Genomic DNA, 14,288 nt, shown 5'->3' on the forward strand with positions numbered 1-14,288 from the left:
CGCCGAGGCCGCCCCGCTCACAGTTGCCACCAGCCCCGGGCGAAGGACATGTACAGCTGGATGCCGAACATGATGGCCAGATAGCCGTAGATGAAGACCTGAAAGACGATCAATGCTCGCTTGCGGTTACGTTCTTGCTGGTCCACGTCCGCTTCCTTTCTTAGGGGCGCTCGGTCTGGGTGGTGAGCACGCTGGCGGCCACTTCCCGTAGGCCGTCGTGGATTCCGCCGTCGGTGGTCAGCGGCGCCAGGATGCACGCTTCGGCGGCCTCGGACTCGCTGACGCCGGCGGCGACCAGTTGCGCAGCGTTGACCAAGGTGCGCGTCGAGGGCGGTTCGAAGTGGAAAGCCTGGTCGGCGGTGCGCAGGGCGATGGCGCACTGCACCAGGCGATCGGCGATCTGCGGTTCGATACCGGTCTCGGCCACGATCACCTGTGCCTCGCGCTGCGGCGGCAGGTAGTGCATGGGCAGCGTGGCGAACCGCTGCCGAAAGGAAGGCTTCAGCTCTTTGAGCGAGCTCCGGTAGGCGGGGTTGTAGGAGCAGACCAGCATGAAGGTGTCTGGCGCCGTGATGGTTTCACCGGCCCGATCCAGATACAGGGTGCGACGGTGATCGGTCAGCGAGTGCAGCACGGCCAGTGAGTCATGCCGTGCCTCCACCACTTCGTCGAGGTAGCAGATCGCCCCGGACCGCACGGCTTTGGTCAGCGGCCCGTCGGTCCACACCACGTCACCGCCGGCCACCAGGAAGCGGCCCACCAGATCCGAACTGGTCAGGTCGTCATGGCAACTGATGGTGATCACCGGCCGGCCCAGCAGCAAGCCCATGTGTTCGACGAGCCGGGTCTTACCGCAGCCGGTCGGGCCGGTGAGCATCACCGGGATGCGGCGCAGGTAGGCCCTCTCGAACAACTGCACTTCGTTGCCGTTGGCGAAGTAGACATCGCTGCTCATCGGGCTCCTCGCACGTCGTCGGTCATGCTGCGGTCAGTTCGCGGTGTACGTGGGCCAATACGCGCGGTAGTTCGGCGACCCGCCGAATCCGTTGGGAACGGCGCGGTCCGAACACCTCGGGGAGTGGATCGACGCGCACGGGCCCGACGCCGACGTAGTACACGCACACGCCGGCCTGGTCGGCTTCTTCGACGGCATGCGCGACATCGGCCCAGGCGTATCGGCCTTCGTAGCCCTCGTCGGACATCAGTCCATCACCGATCATGATGAGCAGCCGCCGCTCGGAAGGCTGCGCCAGCAGCCGGCTGGTCAGGTGACGCAGCGGTGCACCCAACCGGGTGTAGCCGCCGGTGCGCAGTCCCAGACCGCTCGGTGCGACGAACTTGCGGTCGCCGAAGTCTTTGAGGCAGTTCACTTCCACGTGGTGGCGGGTGTTGCCGGTGAACGCGAAGATGCCGTGGCGCTGACGCGCGCTCGTCATCGCTGCCGAGAGCGCGTCCGCGCAGGCCAGCTCCAGGCCGAACAGCCGGCCACCGTGCACCCCCAGCGACGAGCTCGCATCGAGAAGCAGCGCGGTGGTCACGTCCCGGCCTGCCGGCAGCAACTCCCGGAAGATGCGCGGCTCCCCCGCCTCCCCGGCCAGCACGTCGAGACGGTGACTGACGTAGGCGTCGACGTCGAGATCGGATCCGTCGGCGAGCCGATTGGTCATAGCGCGCATGGTGTGTTGTTCGAACCATTTACGCAGTTCGATCGCGGCCGGTGAGGGTTCGCCCGATGGTGTTCGTCGGTCGCATTCCACCACCGCGACGTAGTCGGACAACAGGCTGCCGGTGTGCATGTTCCACTCGGGGTACGGGATACCCGCTCGCCGGTCGCGGCCCAGGAAGCGATCGTCGTCTTCGGGTCGGCTCGGCAGCGGCATGGTGGGGTTGCGAACTCCTCCGTCACCACCCACCGGTACCGAATACGGACGGGGGCGCCGCTTTTGGTTGCTGGACCACGGCATGCGGCCAAGGCGGCGCACCGAGGAGGCCAGCCGCCCCGGCTCGGTCCAAGCGGCCGGGAGCGTTCCGGTCAGTGGATGCCCGGCCAGCGGTTGCCGGGTGCGCGCCAAGGCGGCCGCGCGATCGAACATCTCGTCGGCCGCCATTTCGGGATCGGCGGGTTCGAGGTCCGGCAGCACCCGCTGCAGCTCGGCCACCAGGCCCGGCCACCGCCCAGCCACCCAACCGAGGGCCACCTGCGACTCCACGAACGTCAGGGCCGCAAGCTCACGCGGCGATAGGTCGGCCAACCGGAACTGTGCGATTCGCTCCTTGGAGGGAGAGCATTGCAGCGCCACCCCGCAAGTCAGCGTCCGTCTGGTCCAGCCCGGCCCTGAGGAATGCGGCGGATGCGGCACATAGACGGTGGACAGATTCGGGTTCAGGCTGAAACTTCTTCGGGCGCCGGTCATCAACCGTGCACAGTCGCGGCGTCGGTCGCTCAATGCGACTGCCGTCAGCGCGCAGCTGGTCTCCAACGCCAGGGGGTCCACGTCCGCCTCGGTCAGAAGGTTCCGATGCTGGAGAACATCCAGTACCAGAACGCGATGATCAAACATGTTCCGCCCCATGCGGCGACGTAGCGCAGAATCTCCCAAAGCCAGGTCATCATGGTTTCCTATCGTTGGTCAGTCGGAGAAGATCTCCCGGTTGACGGTGTGCAGGTACGGGATCGCCAAAAACGGTGTGATGTAGAAGATGTCGTAGAGCCACCAGCCGATCACCGGGAACACCACACCGGCGTAACGCACATCGGCGTACATGGTCATGCTGAACACGTAGCCGATCCAGATCACCACGCCCATCCAGCAGGTCACCACCATCCACTGATGACCCCACCGCTTCATCTGCAGAAACCCGATCGCCGCGGCGATGCGCATGGTGAAGACGGTGAAGATCAGGCCGATCTCCCAGCCTTTTTCACCGGGGCCGGCCGCGCCGCCGATCCACAGCTCGTTGTAGTGCCAGAAGTAGCCGCCGTCGAACATCGCGCCCCAGCCGTTGAGCAGCACCCGAGCCAGCAGGGTGTGATTGGCCACCGTGTCCAGCGCCCAGCCCACGGCGTTGATCGCGGCGTCGATGATCACCAGGTAGCCCAGCAGTGTCACCAGCATGGGCCGCACGGTCAGTCCGTCGCGCTGGGCGTTGCGCTGCAACCAGATTCCCCGCAGAAAGAGCGGTAGACCGAAGACACCGCATGCTGCCGTACCGATAAGCATGCCCCCACAGGTCATCCACCGGTCTGCTCGGCGCTGCGCGGCCCGTGACTGCGCCAGGTGCTCATCGAGCCCGAGGCCGTCGCGCGCTAGCTGTCGCACGCCTACGACGGTAAGAAACTCACTGACTTAAGTCAATAACTTTCTCAAGGGCTTATCGCGTGGCCCCCAGGCTGCGCAGCGTTCTGGTCAGGTAGTCGGCGACCAACTCCGGCCGGGTCGGCCAGTCGTGGGTGGTGATCAGGAGTGCATACAGGCCAAGCAGAAAGAAGACGGCACTGTTCATGGCCACCACGTCATCGTCGATCTCGCCGCACTCCCGCGCCAGTTCGATTCGCTCGGCGATCAGAACGATCAGCGGGTGATGCTCGCCGTTCTCGGCCGGCGGCCGGGTCGGCGAGAAGTGCAGCGCCAGGAACTCGGTGAACAGCGGATCGCCCAGGCGCCGCTCTAAATCGATGATCAGGCGCGCGGATTCGGCCAGGGCATCGGAAAGGTCGTGATGCTTGACGAGATACTTCTCAAACTGCTTGGCGATTCGCTCTTCCTCCCGGCGCTCCAACTCCAGCAGCACATGCTCCTTGGTGGGGAAGTGGAAAAAGAACGTGCCGTGCGCGACGCCGGCGGCGGCCACGATGGCGCCGACGTCGGCCTGAGCCATTCCGGTGCGCTTGAACTCCGCGGTCGCCGCGCCCAGCAACCGCTCGCGCGTCTGCAGCCGCCGGGCTTCGCGCGCCGTCATCTTCTCCGGCTTGTCCACCACGGCCACGACAGTAGCCGCTTGGCGGCCCGACGCACAGCGAGTGACTCAAGTCAGCGTTTTGGATTCCTGCAGGGTCGTCGAGATCAGGGCCCGGATGTTGTTTCGGCAGCGTCCACACACCGTCCCGGCCCCGGTGCACTCGCCGACCTGCTTGGTGGTCGTGGCACCGGCTCGGGCCGCGTCGATGACCTGCTGGCTGGTCACACCGGCGCACAAGCAGATATACACGGCGCGTCAGGCCCCGGTCTCGAGGGCCCTTGCCTCCAGCTGCGCTTTGTCCACCTTGCCGGTGGCGTTCAGCGGTAGCGCGTCGACGAAACACACCGAGCGCGGCACCTTGAACCCGGCCATTCGGTCGCGACTCCAGGCGATCAGATCCGTCTCGGAGAGCGGCGCGGCCGCGGCACTTCTCACCACAAACGCCTTGCCCACCTGACCCATTCGCGGATCGGGCACGCCGATCACCGCAACCTGCGAGATCCCCGGATGCTCCAGTAGGAAGCCCTCGATCTCGGCGGGATAGGCGTTGAAGCCTCCGACGATGAACATGTCCTTCTTGCGACCGACGATGCGCAGTCGGCCGTCGGCGTCCAGCGTGCCGACGTCCCCGGTGTGCAACCAGCCTTGCGCGTCGATGGCCTCGGCGGTCGCATCCGGATCGTCGAGGTAGCCGACCATCACGTTGTAGCCGCGCACCAGGACCTCTCCGTCAGCGGCAATACTCACCTCGATGTCTTCACAGGCCTGCCCCGCCGTGGTCGCGATGTCTTCGAACGAGTCGCCGCGCCGGGAGGCCGTCACCGTACCGGCCTCGGTGAGCCCGTAACCGGTCATGATGGATCGAAACGGCAGTTCATTGCGGATCCGGCGGATCAGGTCCACCGGGATGTCCGCGGCCCCGGTGACGGCGGCACGCAGCGACGACAGGTCGCGAGTCCCCCGCGCGTCCAGCAGTGACTGATACAGCGTCGGCGGGCCCGGGAGCATCGTGATGCGCTCGGATTCAATGAGTTCGGCCACCGTGTCGACGTCGAAGACCCGCACCGGCACCATGGTGGCGCCCCGGATGCACGCGGCGATGCAGCCCGCCTTGTAGCCGAAGGTGTGGAAGTAGGGGTTCACCATCAGATACCGGTCGCCCTCGCGCAGGTCGGCCAGATCGCACCATTCGGCATAGAGCCGCAGGTTCTGCTGATGGGTCATCATCACGCCTTTGGGCCGACCGGTGGTACCCGAAGTGAAGATGATGTCGGCGATGTCAGCGCCCGCCACGCTGCGTTGTAGTGGCGAACCGTTGCTCAAGAAATCCGATTTCAGGTCGATCACCGGAACACCGGGCGGGGCACTGAAATCCAGGCCCAGAAAGCCCTTCTCCACCAGGACGAGCTTGGCGCCACTGCGGCGGATGATGTCCCCGGCCTCGCTCGGTTTGAACCGGGTGTTGACCGGAACCAAGACACCGCCGGCGGTCAGTAGCCCGAATGCGGCGATGATCCAGTCCGCCGAATTCGGCGCCCAGATCGCCACCCGATCGCCCTTGGCGACACCCGCCGCTGCGAATGCTCCTGCCGCGCAACGGACCCGATCAGCAAGCTCAGCGAAGCTCAACCGTACCGGGCCGTCGGCGATCGCCTCGGCATCCCCGAAGCGATCGCCGACACTTAGGACCATCTCGGGGATGGTCTCCCAGCGTGACACCCCTAGACGGTGACGAGCCGACCGAGATTGCCGCCCATGATCTTGGCCTGGTCCTCGATGGGCAGATGCGACAGCGCGGTGATGTAGTGGGTCGGCTCGGCCAGGCCCTCTGGGTGCGGCCAGTCCGAACCGTAGAGCACCTGGTCCACACCGACCAGGTTGATCAGGTCGTCGATGCCCTCCTCGTAGAACGGGCTGACGTAGATCCGGTTCTTGATCTCCTCCATCGGGTTTCCGAGGAACGCCTCGGGAGCCTTCCGGTAGACCTCGGCCATGGAGTCCAACAGCGGGAACATCCACTTGGAGCCGGCTTCCACGATGCCGACCTTCAGCTTCGGATGACGGAACAGCGCACCGTGAATCACCCACGAGGCCACCGCATCCTGGATCGGACGCCACTCGTTGAGGATGCCCATGGCATTGGTCTGGAACGGCAGCATCTCTTCCACCGCACCGTCCCACTCGGAGGTGTAGCGGGAATAGCCGCTGTCCGACGAGTGCATCCCGATGAAGACGTCGTATTCGACGCACTTCTCCCAGAACGGGTCGAATTCCGGCAGCGCGAACGAACGCGGACCGCGGAAGCCGGGCACCGGTGCCGGGCGGATCAGAATCGCCCGAGCGCCGCGCTTGACCACCCACTCCAGTTCCTCAATCGCCTTCTCGACGATCGGAAGCGTGATGACCGGCGTGGTGAAGATGCGGTTCTGGTAGTTGAAGCCCCAGACCTCGTCCAGCCACTGGTTCAGCGCGTGGATGATGACGTGGATGGTGACCGGGTCGTCGCGCAGCCGCTCCTCGATGAGGCTGGCGAGCGTCGGGAACATCAGCGAGCGGTCGATACCCAGCTCGTTCATCAGCTCCAACCGCGGGGCGGGCTCGAAGAACGCCGGGATGGACTTCATCGGCTCGCCGAACAGTTCACGCTTGCTCTTGCCGTCGGGATTGCCGTACTTGAAGTACTCCTCCCAGGCGCCGGGCTTGGCGACCACCGAGAAGGTGGGGTTAGGGATGTAGTTGCTGATCTGGCCGCGAATGGCGATCTTGGTGCGCCCGTTGACCTCGACGTACTGGACGACGTCCTTGTACTCCTTGGGCAGGTACTTGGTCAGCGCTTCGGGCGGCTCGTAGAGGTGGTTATCCGCATCGAACAAGGGGAACGGGACGTCCACGCGATGTGACAGTTGGCCCATGAAATGCTCCTTTTCGGTTCATGAGAATCTTATTCTCACGAAGGTGTCGTTGCAACACTCTCGGCGAGCTGCTTGCGGACCAGGTATTTCTGCACCTTGCCGCTGGCGGTGCGGGGGAAGTCCTCAACCTCCCGCAATTCCTCGGGCCACTTCTGTCGCGCGACGCCCATCCGCTCGAAGTGCTCCCGAACCTGCGACATGGTCGGCAGCTCGCACCCCGATTTGAGTCGCAGCACCGCGACCGCCCGCTCCCCCAGCCGGGCATCCGGCGCCGCGACCACGACCGCTTCGGCCACCGCCGGCATCGCCAGCAGGACGTCCTCGACCGCTACCGCGCTGATGTTCTCGCCGCCGCGGATGATCACGTCAGCCTTGCGGTCGGTGATGGTCAGATACCCGTCGGCGTCGAGCACCCCGATGTCGCCAGTGTGATACCACCCGTCGGCGTCGAAGGCCGCCGCGGTCAGCACGTCGTCGGTGTAGCCCAGGCACAGGTCGGGTCCCCGGCTGAGGATTTCGCCGTCGGGGGCCAACCGCACCTCCACGCCGGGCCGGGCATCGCCGTCGGTGAACAATCGCTTGTCCTCGGGAGCACTCGGGCGCGACCCGGTGATCGACGGGTGCTCGGTGCTGCCGTAGGAGCGGAAGACGAAGATGCCCAGGTCGGCAAGTCGGCGGGTGACTGCACCCGGCACCGTCGACCCACCCAGGCCGACGTGGCGGATGTGCTGCAGGTGGGCGTCGGTGAAGTCCGGGTGGTCGAGCAGGCTGGTGACGAAATACGGCGGCCCGCCACCGATCGACACCCCCTGCTCTGCCATCAGCGCCAGCACCTTGCCGGGATCCCAGACGTCGGCGAGGTCGATCGGCGCCCCCTCCAACACCGGGATGAGAAACGCCCCGACCATGCCGATGAAATGCCCGACCGGAGTGGCGGTGAGCTGTCGGCCGCGATCCTTGGGGTAGTTGGCGAGCAGCTGGCGGGTCTCGCAGCACAGGGTCTGGTGACTGTGGATCACACCCTTGGGTTCACGGGTGGTCCCGGAGGTGAATGCGATCAACGCGGGCGCCCCGGGGTCGGTGGTCAGGGTGCCCGCCATCGGTTCGTCGGCGAGCAGGTCTTCGAAGGGCACTCCCACGGAATCTTCGGCTCCGCCATCCCTCCCCACCACCCCGACGACCGGGATGTCGGCGCACAACTCGGGACGGAAACTCATCCGCCCGAACCGCTCGGCGGTGATGAACACCCGCGGCCGGCTGGCGGACAGGATGAAGCCCAGTTCCCGTGGACCGTAGAAATGCACGACGGGCACCACGACCGCACCCAGAAACGCCGCCGCCCAGAACGCCGCGGCGGCCTCCATCCAATTCGGCAGCTGCAGGGCCACCACGTCACCAGGACCGACGCCACGAGCTCGCAGGCCGGCCGCCAGCCGGCGGGCAACCAGCTCCACGTCGGCAAAACTCCCCCGCCACGGCCGAACCGCGGAGTGCACCTCGAACCCGGCCTCGGCGCTGGCCGCCAACCCGGCGGCGAGCAGGTCACCGAGTGTTTCGCGGGTCCACCATCCCTGCTCTTCGTAGCGCCGAACCAGGTCGGCAGGAATCTTTCGCATCTTGCCCGCGATGCTATTCTCCGTTTTTGAGAATGCCAATATCTTGAGCGGAGAGCCATGGGTCACGACTGTCCGGACGAGCTGGACGTACAACTCGATGACGGCCTGGCCATCATCACCATCGACCGGCCCCAGGCCCGCAACGCCATCGCCCCCGAGACCATGGAGCAACTCGACCGCGCGCTGGACAAGGTCGCCGGGGCGCAGGCCCTGGTGATCACCGGCGGCGGCGACCGTGCCTTCGTCTCCGGCGGCGACCTCAAGCAGCTCGCCGCCCTGCGCACCGAAGCCGAAGCGGCGGCCATGGCCTGGCGGATGCGCACCCTGTGCGATCGGATCGCTGCGTTCCCGGCACCGGTGATCGCGGCCCTGAACGGTCACGCGTTGGGCGGTGGCGCCGAGGTGGCGGTGGCCGCCGACATCCGGATCGCGGCCGCCGATATCAAGATCGCGTTCAATCAGGTGTCCCTGGCGATCATGCCGGCCTGGGGCGGCGCCGAGCGGCTGGGCAAATTGGTCGGACACAGTCAGGCGCTGCTGCTGGCCGGTACCGGGGCCATGCTGGACGCTTCGGCGGCCGAGCGCATCGGCCTGGTCAATCGGGTGGTCCCCAGGGAGTCTTTCGACGCCGAATGGCGCGCGTTGGCCCGGTCATTGGCCAACCCGTCGGCCGGTGAGATCAAACGAGTGCTCGGTGGCGCATCGGCGGACGAGGCGGTGGCGGCGTTCGCCCGGTTGTGGGTCGCCGACGAGCATTGGGAGGCCGCCGATCGCCTCCAACAAGGCAGGAAACAGCGCTAATGCTCGGCGGGGCCCGAAGCCAGCGCGACGCCCGAGAGCGGCGCGCACGGCGGCGGGTCACCCTCGAGCCGTTGCAGCCAGCGCTCGACGAACTCGATGGTCTCGGGATGGCCGAGAGTCATGCCCAGCGCCTCCTGCTCGATGATCAGCATCCGCGAGGCGCTGGTCATGAGAACCATCAGCACCGTCGGCGGGAACTCCGCGTCGTCGACGCCGTATCGAGCAAAGAGCCCGGACACCGCCGCGATCTGTTCGGCGCGCAGCCGCTCGGCGTAAGTGGCGATCTCGGCCCGCAAGGCCTCGCGCTCGTTGGCCACGGTGATGAACTGCATGGTCAACGCCGTCCATGCCGGATCGGTGTTGAATCGCCACAGCGCCCAGAGCGGCTGCGGCGACGCCAACACCGCCGCCTGTTCGGCCAGGCCCTGGTCGCCGCGCCGGCGGAACATCGCCAGGAACAGGTCGTCCATGGTGCGGAAGTAGTAGTGCACGAGCTGATGCTTGAGGCCCGCCCGCTCGGCCACGCGACGCGAGCTCACCGCCCCGGCGCCTGCGGTCAGCAGCAGCTCTTCGGCAGCGTCGAGCAACAAGGTCCGGTTCTTCGCGTCCGGGGCCCCAATCCTGCGCTGCCCCTTAGCCGATTCGGGCATACCGTTTGCTCCGCATCGTTGTCGTCACCTTTACACCTTCGGCGGCCATCGTAGTGGCGCCGCAACCCTTGACCCCCCAACCCCGCCCATGCTAAGCAGGTGCACAGCATCTGTCAGCCCGTTCTGCAGAGAGGTCCACGTTGACTGACTTCGCGACGATCGATTTCTTCACCGATCAGTCCCTGGTACCCGATCCTCACCCGTACTTCGACTACCTGCGGGCGCAGAACCCGGTCACCCCGCTGGGCGTGTATGACGTGGTCGCGGTGACCGGCCACGAAGAGGCCAACGAGATCTACCGCGACTCCGACACCTACTCCAACCTGGTCGCGGTCGGCGGACCGTTCCCGCCGCTGCCGTTCACCCCCGAGGGCGACGACATCAGCGAGCAGATCGAGGCGCACCGCCACCTCATGCCGATGACCGAGCACATGGTCACCATGGACCCGCCGATGCACACCAAGGCCCGGTCGATACTGAGCCGGCTGCTCACCCCGAAGCGGCTCAAGGAGAACCAGGACTTCATGTGGCAGCTGGCCGACCGCCAGCTCGACTACTTCATCGAGCGCGGCAGCTGCGAGTTCCTCTCGGAGTATGCGAGGCCGTTCGCGCTGCTGGTGGTCGCCGATCTGCTCGGTGTGCCCGACGCCGACCGACCGGCGTTCCAGGAGGTGCTGGGCGCGCCGCAACCCGGCGCCCGCATCGGATCGCTGGATCACGAAGAGCTGGCCCACGATCCGCTGGCATGGCTGGACGACAAGTTCAGCCGCTATCTGTCCGACCGGCGGGAGAACCCGCGCGCCGACGTGCTGACCGACCTGGCCACCGCCACCTACGAGGACGGGTCGATTCCCGAGATCATCGACGTGGTCAAGAGCGCCACCTTCCTGTTCGGGGCCGGCCAGGAGACCACCACCAAGCTGCTCAGCGCCGCGTTGCGGTTCATGGCCGAGGATCCGGCCCTGGTGGAGCAGCTGCGCAGCGACCGCAGCAAGATCCCGAACTTCCTCGAGGAGACGCTGCGCCTGGAAAGCCCGGTGAAGACCGATCCTCGGCTGGTGCGCAAGACCACCACCCTGGGCGGGGTCGAGCTGAAGGCCGGCACCGTCGTGGTGATGTTCCCCGGCGCCGTCAACCGTGATCCCCGCAAATTCGAGAGCCCGCACGAACTGCGGATCGACCGGCCCAATGTCCGCGAGCACCTGGCGTTCGCCCGCGGCAGCCACACCTGTCCGGGTTCACCGCTGGCACGCGCCGAGAGCCGCATCTCGCTGGAACGAATCCTGGATCGTATGACCGACATCCGGCTCGACGAGACCCAGCACGGCCCGGCCAGCGAGCGCCGGTTCACCTTCGAACCGACCTTCATCCTGCGCGGCCTTACCGAACTGCACCTGGAATTCACCCCGGTGGCGGCTCCGGTCAGCGCCGGCCTGTAGACCGCAGCTCTGCCGAAGGGACCAAGAACATGACGGTGACCACCACCGACGAAGCGCGCTACGACCCGTATGACGTTGACCTCAACAGCAATCCGTACCCGATGTTTCGTCGGCTTCGCGAAGAGGCACCGCTGTACTACAACGCCGAGCACGACTTCTACGCGCTGAGCCGGTTCGATGACGTCAACAAGGCCCTGGTCGATCACCAGACGTTCAGCTCGGCGCGCGGGGCGATTCTGGAGCTGATCAAGGCCAATACCCCGATCCCGCCGGGGCTGATTCTGTTCGAGGATCCGCCGATCCACGACATCCACCGCAAGCTGCTGGCCCGGATGTTCACCCCGCGCAAGATCGCCGAACTCGAATCCAAGATCCGCGAGTACTGCGCTCGTTGCCTCGATCCCCTGATCGGTTCCGGCCGCCTCGATTTCGTAGCCGACCTGGGCGCGCAGATGCCGATGCGCGTGATCGGCATGCTGGTGGGCATTCCCGAAGCCGATCAGGAGATCATTCGGGACCGCTCGAATGACAACATGCGCACCGAAGCCGGCAAGCCGATGACGGTTGCGTCCGAAGGCTTCGACGACGGTTCGATCTTCGCCGACTATCTTGACTGGCGCGTCGAGCACCCGTCCGACGACATCATGACCGAGCTGCTCAACGTCGAATTCACCGACGAATCCGGCACCACCCGGCGGCTGACCCGCGACGAGCTGCTGATGTACGTGATGCTGGTGGCCGGGGCCGGAAACGAGACCACCACCCGGCTGATCGGCTGGACCGGCAAGGTGCTGGCCGAGCATCCCGACCAGCGTCGTGAGTTGGTGGCGAACCCGGCGCTGATCCCGCAGGCGATCGAAGAGCTGTTGCGTTTCGAGCCGCCGGCACCGCATGTGGCGCGCTACGTCACCCGCGATGTGGAGTACTACGGCCAGACCGTGCCCGAAGGCAGCGTGATGATGATGCTGATCGGCGCGGCCAACCGCGACCATCGCCGGTTCGCCCCCGACGGGGACGTTTTCGACATCCACCGCGAGGCACGCCAGCACCTGACTTTCAGTGTGGGCGCGCACTACTGCCTGGGCGCCGCGCTGGCCCGCCTGGAAGGGCGAATCGCATTGGAGGAGATTCTCAAACGCTTCCCCGAGTGGGACGTCGACCTCACCAGCGCGGCACTGTCACCGACTTCGACGGTCCGCGGGTGGGAGTCCATGCCCGCTTCGGTCGGATGAATCTACTTCTACAACTTACGAATTGAGGTTTCCCCATGGCTGGACGTGTTGAGGGCAAGGTCGCGTTCATCACCGGCGCGGCCCACGGCCAGGGTCGCAGTCACGCGGTGCGGCTGGCCGAGGAGGGCGCCGACATCATCGCGATCGACGTCTGTAAGCCGATCGTCGAGAACTCGCCCATCCCGCCGGCCACCCCGGAGGAGCTGGCCGAGACCGTCGACCTGGTCAAGGCCCGCGGCCGCCGGATCTTCACCGCCGAAGTCGATGTGCGCGACTTCGACGGACTCAAGGCCGCGGTGGACGCCGGTGTGGAGGAGTTGGGTCGCCTGGACATCATCGTTGCCAACGCCGGCATCGGCAACGGCGGCGACACCCTGGACCAGTGCAGCGAACACGACTGGCAGGAGATGATCGACATCAACCTGTCGGGCGTGTGGAAGACGGTCAAAGCGGGTGTCCCGCACCTCATTTCCGGCGGCAAGGGCGGGTCGATCATCCTGACCAGCTCCGTCGGCGGGCTGAAGGCCTACCCGCACTGCGGCAACTACGTCGCGGCCAAGCACGGCGTGGTGGGCATCATGCGCTCCTTCGCCGTCGAGTTGGGGCACCAGAACATTCGGGTGAACACCGTGCACCCCACCCACGTCAGCACCGGCATGATCATGAACGAGGGCACCTGGAAGATGTTCCGGCCGGACCTGGAGAACCCGGGCCCCGATGACATGGCGCCGATCTGCCAGATGTTCCACACCCTGCCGGTGCCCTGGGTGGACGCGGTGGACATCAGCAACGCCGTGCTGTTCCTGGCCTCCGACGAAGCCCGCTACATCACCGGCGTCACCTTGCCGGTCGACGCGGGAAGCTGCCTGAAATAGCTGTCTGAGTCCGTTGACTCTGCGTCCAGGGCGGGAAAGTGCGAGAAACCCCCGCCCTGAGCGCAGAGTCAACGAGCCGCCGATATGTAGGAAGTCATAATCTATCGGTGAGTGCGCGGGGTCCTGTGCCGTATTACGCGCGATCGCCTCGCACTATTGACGCGCGATTATGCCACCCATCATAATCGGCCGATGGCGCGCGACACCCGGCAGGCGATGGTCCTGACCGCCGTGGAACTGCTGCGCGAACGCGGCGCCGACGGCATCACCCTGGACACCCTGGTGAGCCGCAGTGGCGCGCCCCGCGGCTCGATCTATCACCACTTTCCGGGCGGACGCGCCCAGATCCTCGACGAAGCCGTTCAACTCGGCGGCGACGCGATCGGCGCACTCATCACCGGCTCCGCAGCCGGAGGCGCGATCGCGGTGCTCGATCGACTGGCCGCCTTCTGGCGAAAGATGCTGACCGAGACCGGCTATGCCGCCGGGTGCCCGGTGGTATCGGTCGCGGTCAGTTCCGGCCCCGAGTCGCCGCTGCTCCATCACGCCGAACGGATTTTCGCGGCGTGGAAGACCCGGCTGGTCGACTGCTTGGTGACCGACGGGCTGGACGCGGACGCGGCCGGGCGGCTGGCGACCATGTGCATCGCCGCGATGCAGGGCGCGATCATCATGTGCCGCACCGAGGCGAGCCTGCAGCCGCTGGACGATGTCGCCGGCGAGCTGCGGGTCCTGGTCTCCGCCCGAACCCTGTTCTGCACCACAGCCGACCCGGCCGGTCGCCCGGGCAGCAACTGAGAGGA

General features: G+C 66.2%; 15 protein-coding genes. 5 read left to right on the plus strand and 10 right to left on the minus strand.

The window, feature by feature from the left end; translation table 11 throughout:
- Positions 1-17: 17 nt before the first annotated feature.
- From ACKY0X_RS18385 to ACKY0X_RS18425, 9 genes are all read right to left on the minus strand, one after another.
- Positions 18-146 carry a hypothetical protein gene (locus ACKY0X_RS18385; protein ID WP_308484318.1) on the minus strand — a complete coding sequence of 43 codons (129 nt, stop codon included), beginning with the start codon at positions 144-146 and terminating at the stop codon, positions 18-20.
- A 14-nt stretch (positions 147-160) separates the two neighbouring features.
- On the minus strand, positions 161-955 hold the full coding sequence (locus tag ACKY0X_RS18390; RefSeq protein ID WP_409427190.1) for a CbbQ/NirQ/NorQ/GpvN family protein: 795 nt from the start codon (positions 953-955) through the stop codon (positions 161-163).
- 22 nt (positions 956-977) lie between these two features.
- A complete protein-coding gene (locus tag ACKY0X_RS18395) occupies positions 978-2,510 on the minus strand; it encodes a nitric oxide reductase activation protein NorD (RefSeq protein ID WP_409429693.1) in 1,533 nt (510 codons plus the stop codon).
- A 120-nt stretch (positions 2,511-2,630) separates the two neighbouring features.
- The gene (locus ACKY0X_RS18400; protein WP_409427191.1) at positions 2,631-3,320 is read right to left on the minus strand and encodes a hypothetical protein; all 690 of its coding nucleotides are present in this window, start codon (positions 3,318-3,320) and stop codon (positions 2,631-2,633) included.
- A gap of 52 nt (positions 3,321-3,372) precedes the next feature.
- A complete protein-coding gene (locus tag ACKY0X_RS18405) occupies positions 3,373-3,987 on the minus strand; it encodes a TetR/AcrR family transcriptional regulator (protein WP_409427192.1) in 615 nt (204 codons plus the stop codon).
- Positions 3,988-4,026: 39 nt separating this feature from the next.
- On the minus strand, positions 4,027-4,209 hold the full coding sequence (locus ACKY0X_RS18410; RefSeq protein WP_409427193.1) for a bacterioferritin-associated ferredoxin: 183 nt from the start codon (positions 4,207-4,209) through the stop codon (positions 4,027-4,029).
- A gap of 6 nt (positions 4,210-4,215) precedes the next feature.
- The gene (locus ACKY0X_RS18415) at positions 4,216-5,679 is read right to left on the minus strand and encodes a FadD3 family acyl-CoA ligase (RefSeq protein WP_409427194.1); all 1,464 of its coding nucleotides are present in this window, start codon (positions 5,677-5,679) and stop codon (positions 4,216-4,218) included.
- A gap of 2 nt (positions 5,680-5,681) precedes the next feature.
- On the minus strand, positions 5,682-6,872 hold the full coding sequence (locus ACKY0X_RS18420; RefSeq protein ID WP_065040853.1) for an amidohydrolase family protein: 1,191 nt from the start codon (positions 6,870-6,872) through the stop codon (positions 5,682-5,684).
- A 35-nt stretch (positions 6,873-6,907) separates the two neighbouring features.
- The gene (locus ACKY0X_RS18425; protein WP_409427195.1) at positions 6,908-8,488 is read right to left on the minus strand and encodes an AMP-binding protein; all 1,581 of its coding nucleotides are present in this window, start codon (positions 8,486-8,488) and stop codon (positions 6,908-6,910) included.
- Positions 8,489-8,545: 57 nt separating this feature from the next.
- Between ACKY0X_RS18425 and ACKY0X_RS18430 the strand changes: the two genes are divergently transcribed.
- A complete protein-coding gene (locus ACKY0X_RS18430; RefSeq protein ID WP_409427196.1) occupies positions 8,546-9,289 on the plus strand; it encodes an enoyl-CoA hydratase/isomerase family protein in 744 nt (247 codons plus the stop codon).
- Here ACKY0X_RS18430 and ACKY0X_RS18435 read toward each other — a convergent pair.
- Positions 9,286-9,939 carry a TetR family transcriptional regulator gene (locus tag ACKY0X_RS18435; RefSeq protein ID WP_409427197.1) on the minus strand — a complete coding sequence of 218 codons (654 nt, stop codon included), beginning with the start codon at positions 9,937-9,939 and terminating at the stop codon, positions 9,286-9,288. The two genes, ACKY0X_RS18430 and ACKY0X_RS18435, sit on opposite strands and share 4 nt — an antisense overlap.
- 140 nt (positions 9,940-10,079) lie before the next feature.
- Between ACKY0X_RS18435 and ACKY0X_RS18440 the strand changes: the two genes are divergently transcribed.
- The 4 genes from ACKY0X_RS18440 to ACKY0X_RS18455 all read left to right on the plus strand — a co-directional run bounded on the left by ACKY0X_RS18440 (position 10,080) and on the right by ACKY0X_RS18455 (position 14,283).
- Positions 10,080-11,378, plus strand: a complete 1,299-nt coding sequence (locus ACKY0X_RS18440; RefSeq protein ID WP_409427198.1) for a cytochrome P450 — start codon at positions 10,080-10,082, stop codon at positions 11,376-11,378.
- A 29-nt stretch (positions 11,379-11,407) separates the two neighbouring features.
- Complete coding sequence (locus tag ACKY0X_RS18445) at positions 11,408-12,610, plus strand: cytochrome P450 (RefSeq protein WP_409427199.1); 1,203 nt, start codon at positions 11,408-11,410, stop codon at positions 12,608-12,610.
- Positions 12,611-12,645: 35 nt separating this feature from the next.
- Positions 12,646-13,485: a mycofactocin-coupled SDR family oxidoreductase gene (locus ACKY0X_RS18450; protein ID WP_240175346.1), complete on the plus strand. Its 840-nt coding sequence runs from the start codon at positions 12,646-12,648 to the stop codon at positions 13,483-13,485.
- A gap of 192 nt (positions 13,486-13,677) precedes the next feature.
- Positions 13,678-14,283: a TetR/AcrR family transcriptional regulator gene (locus ACKY0X_RS18455; RefSeq protein WP_409427200.1), complete on the plus strand. Its 606-nt coding sequence runs from the start codon at positions 13,678-13,680 to the stop codon at positions 14,281-14,283.
- Positions 14,284-14,288 lie beyond the last annotated feature (5 nt).

It is taken from the genome of Mycobacterium sp. SMC-11 (genome assembly GCF_046250095.1).
GTDB lineage: Bacteria > Actinomycetota > Actinomycetes > Mycobacteriales > Mycobacteriaceae > Mycobacterium > Mycobacterium heraklionense_A.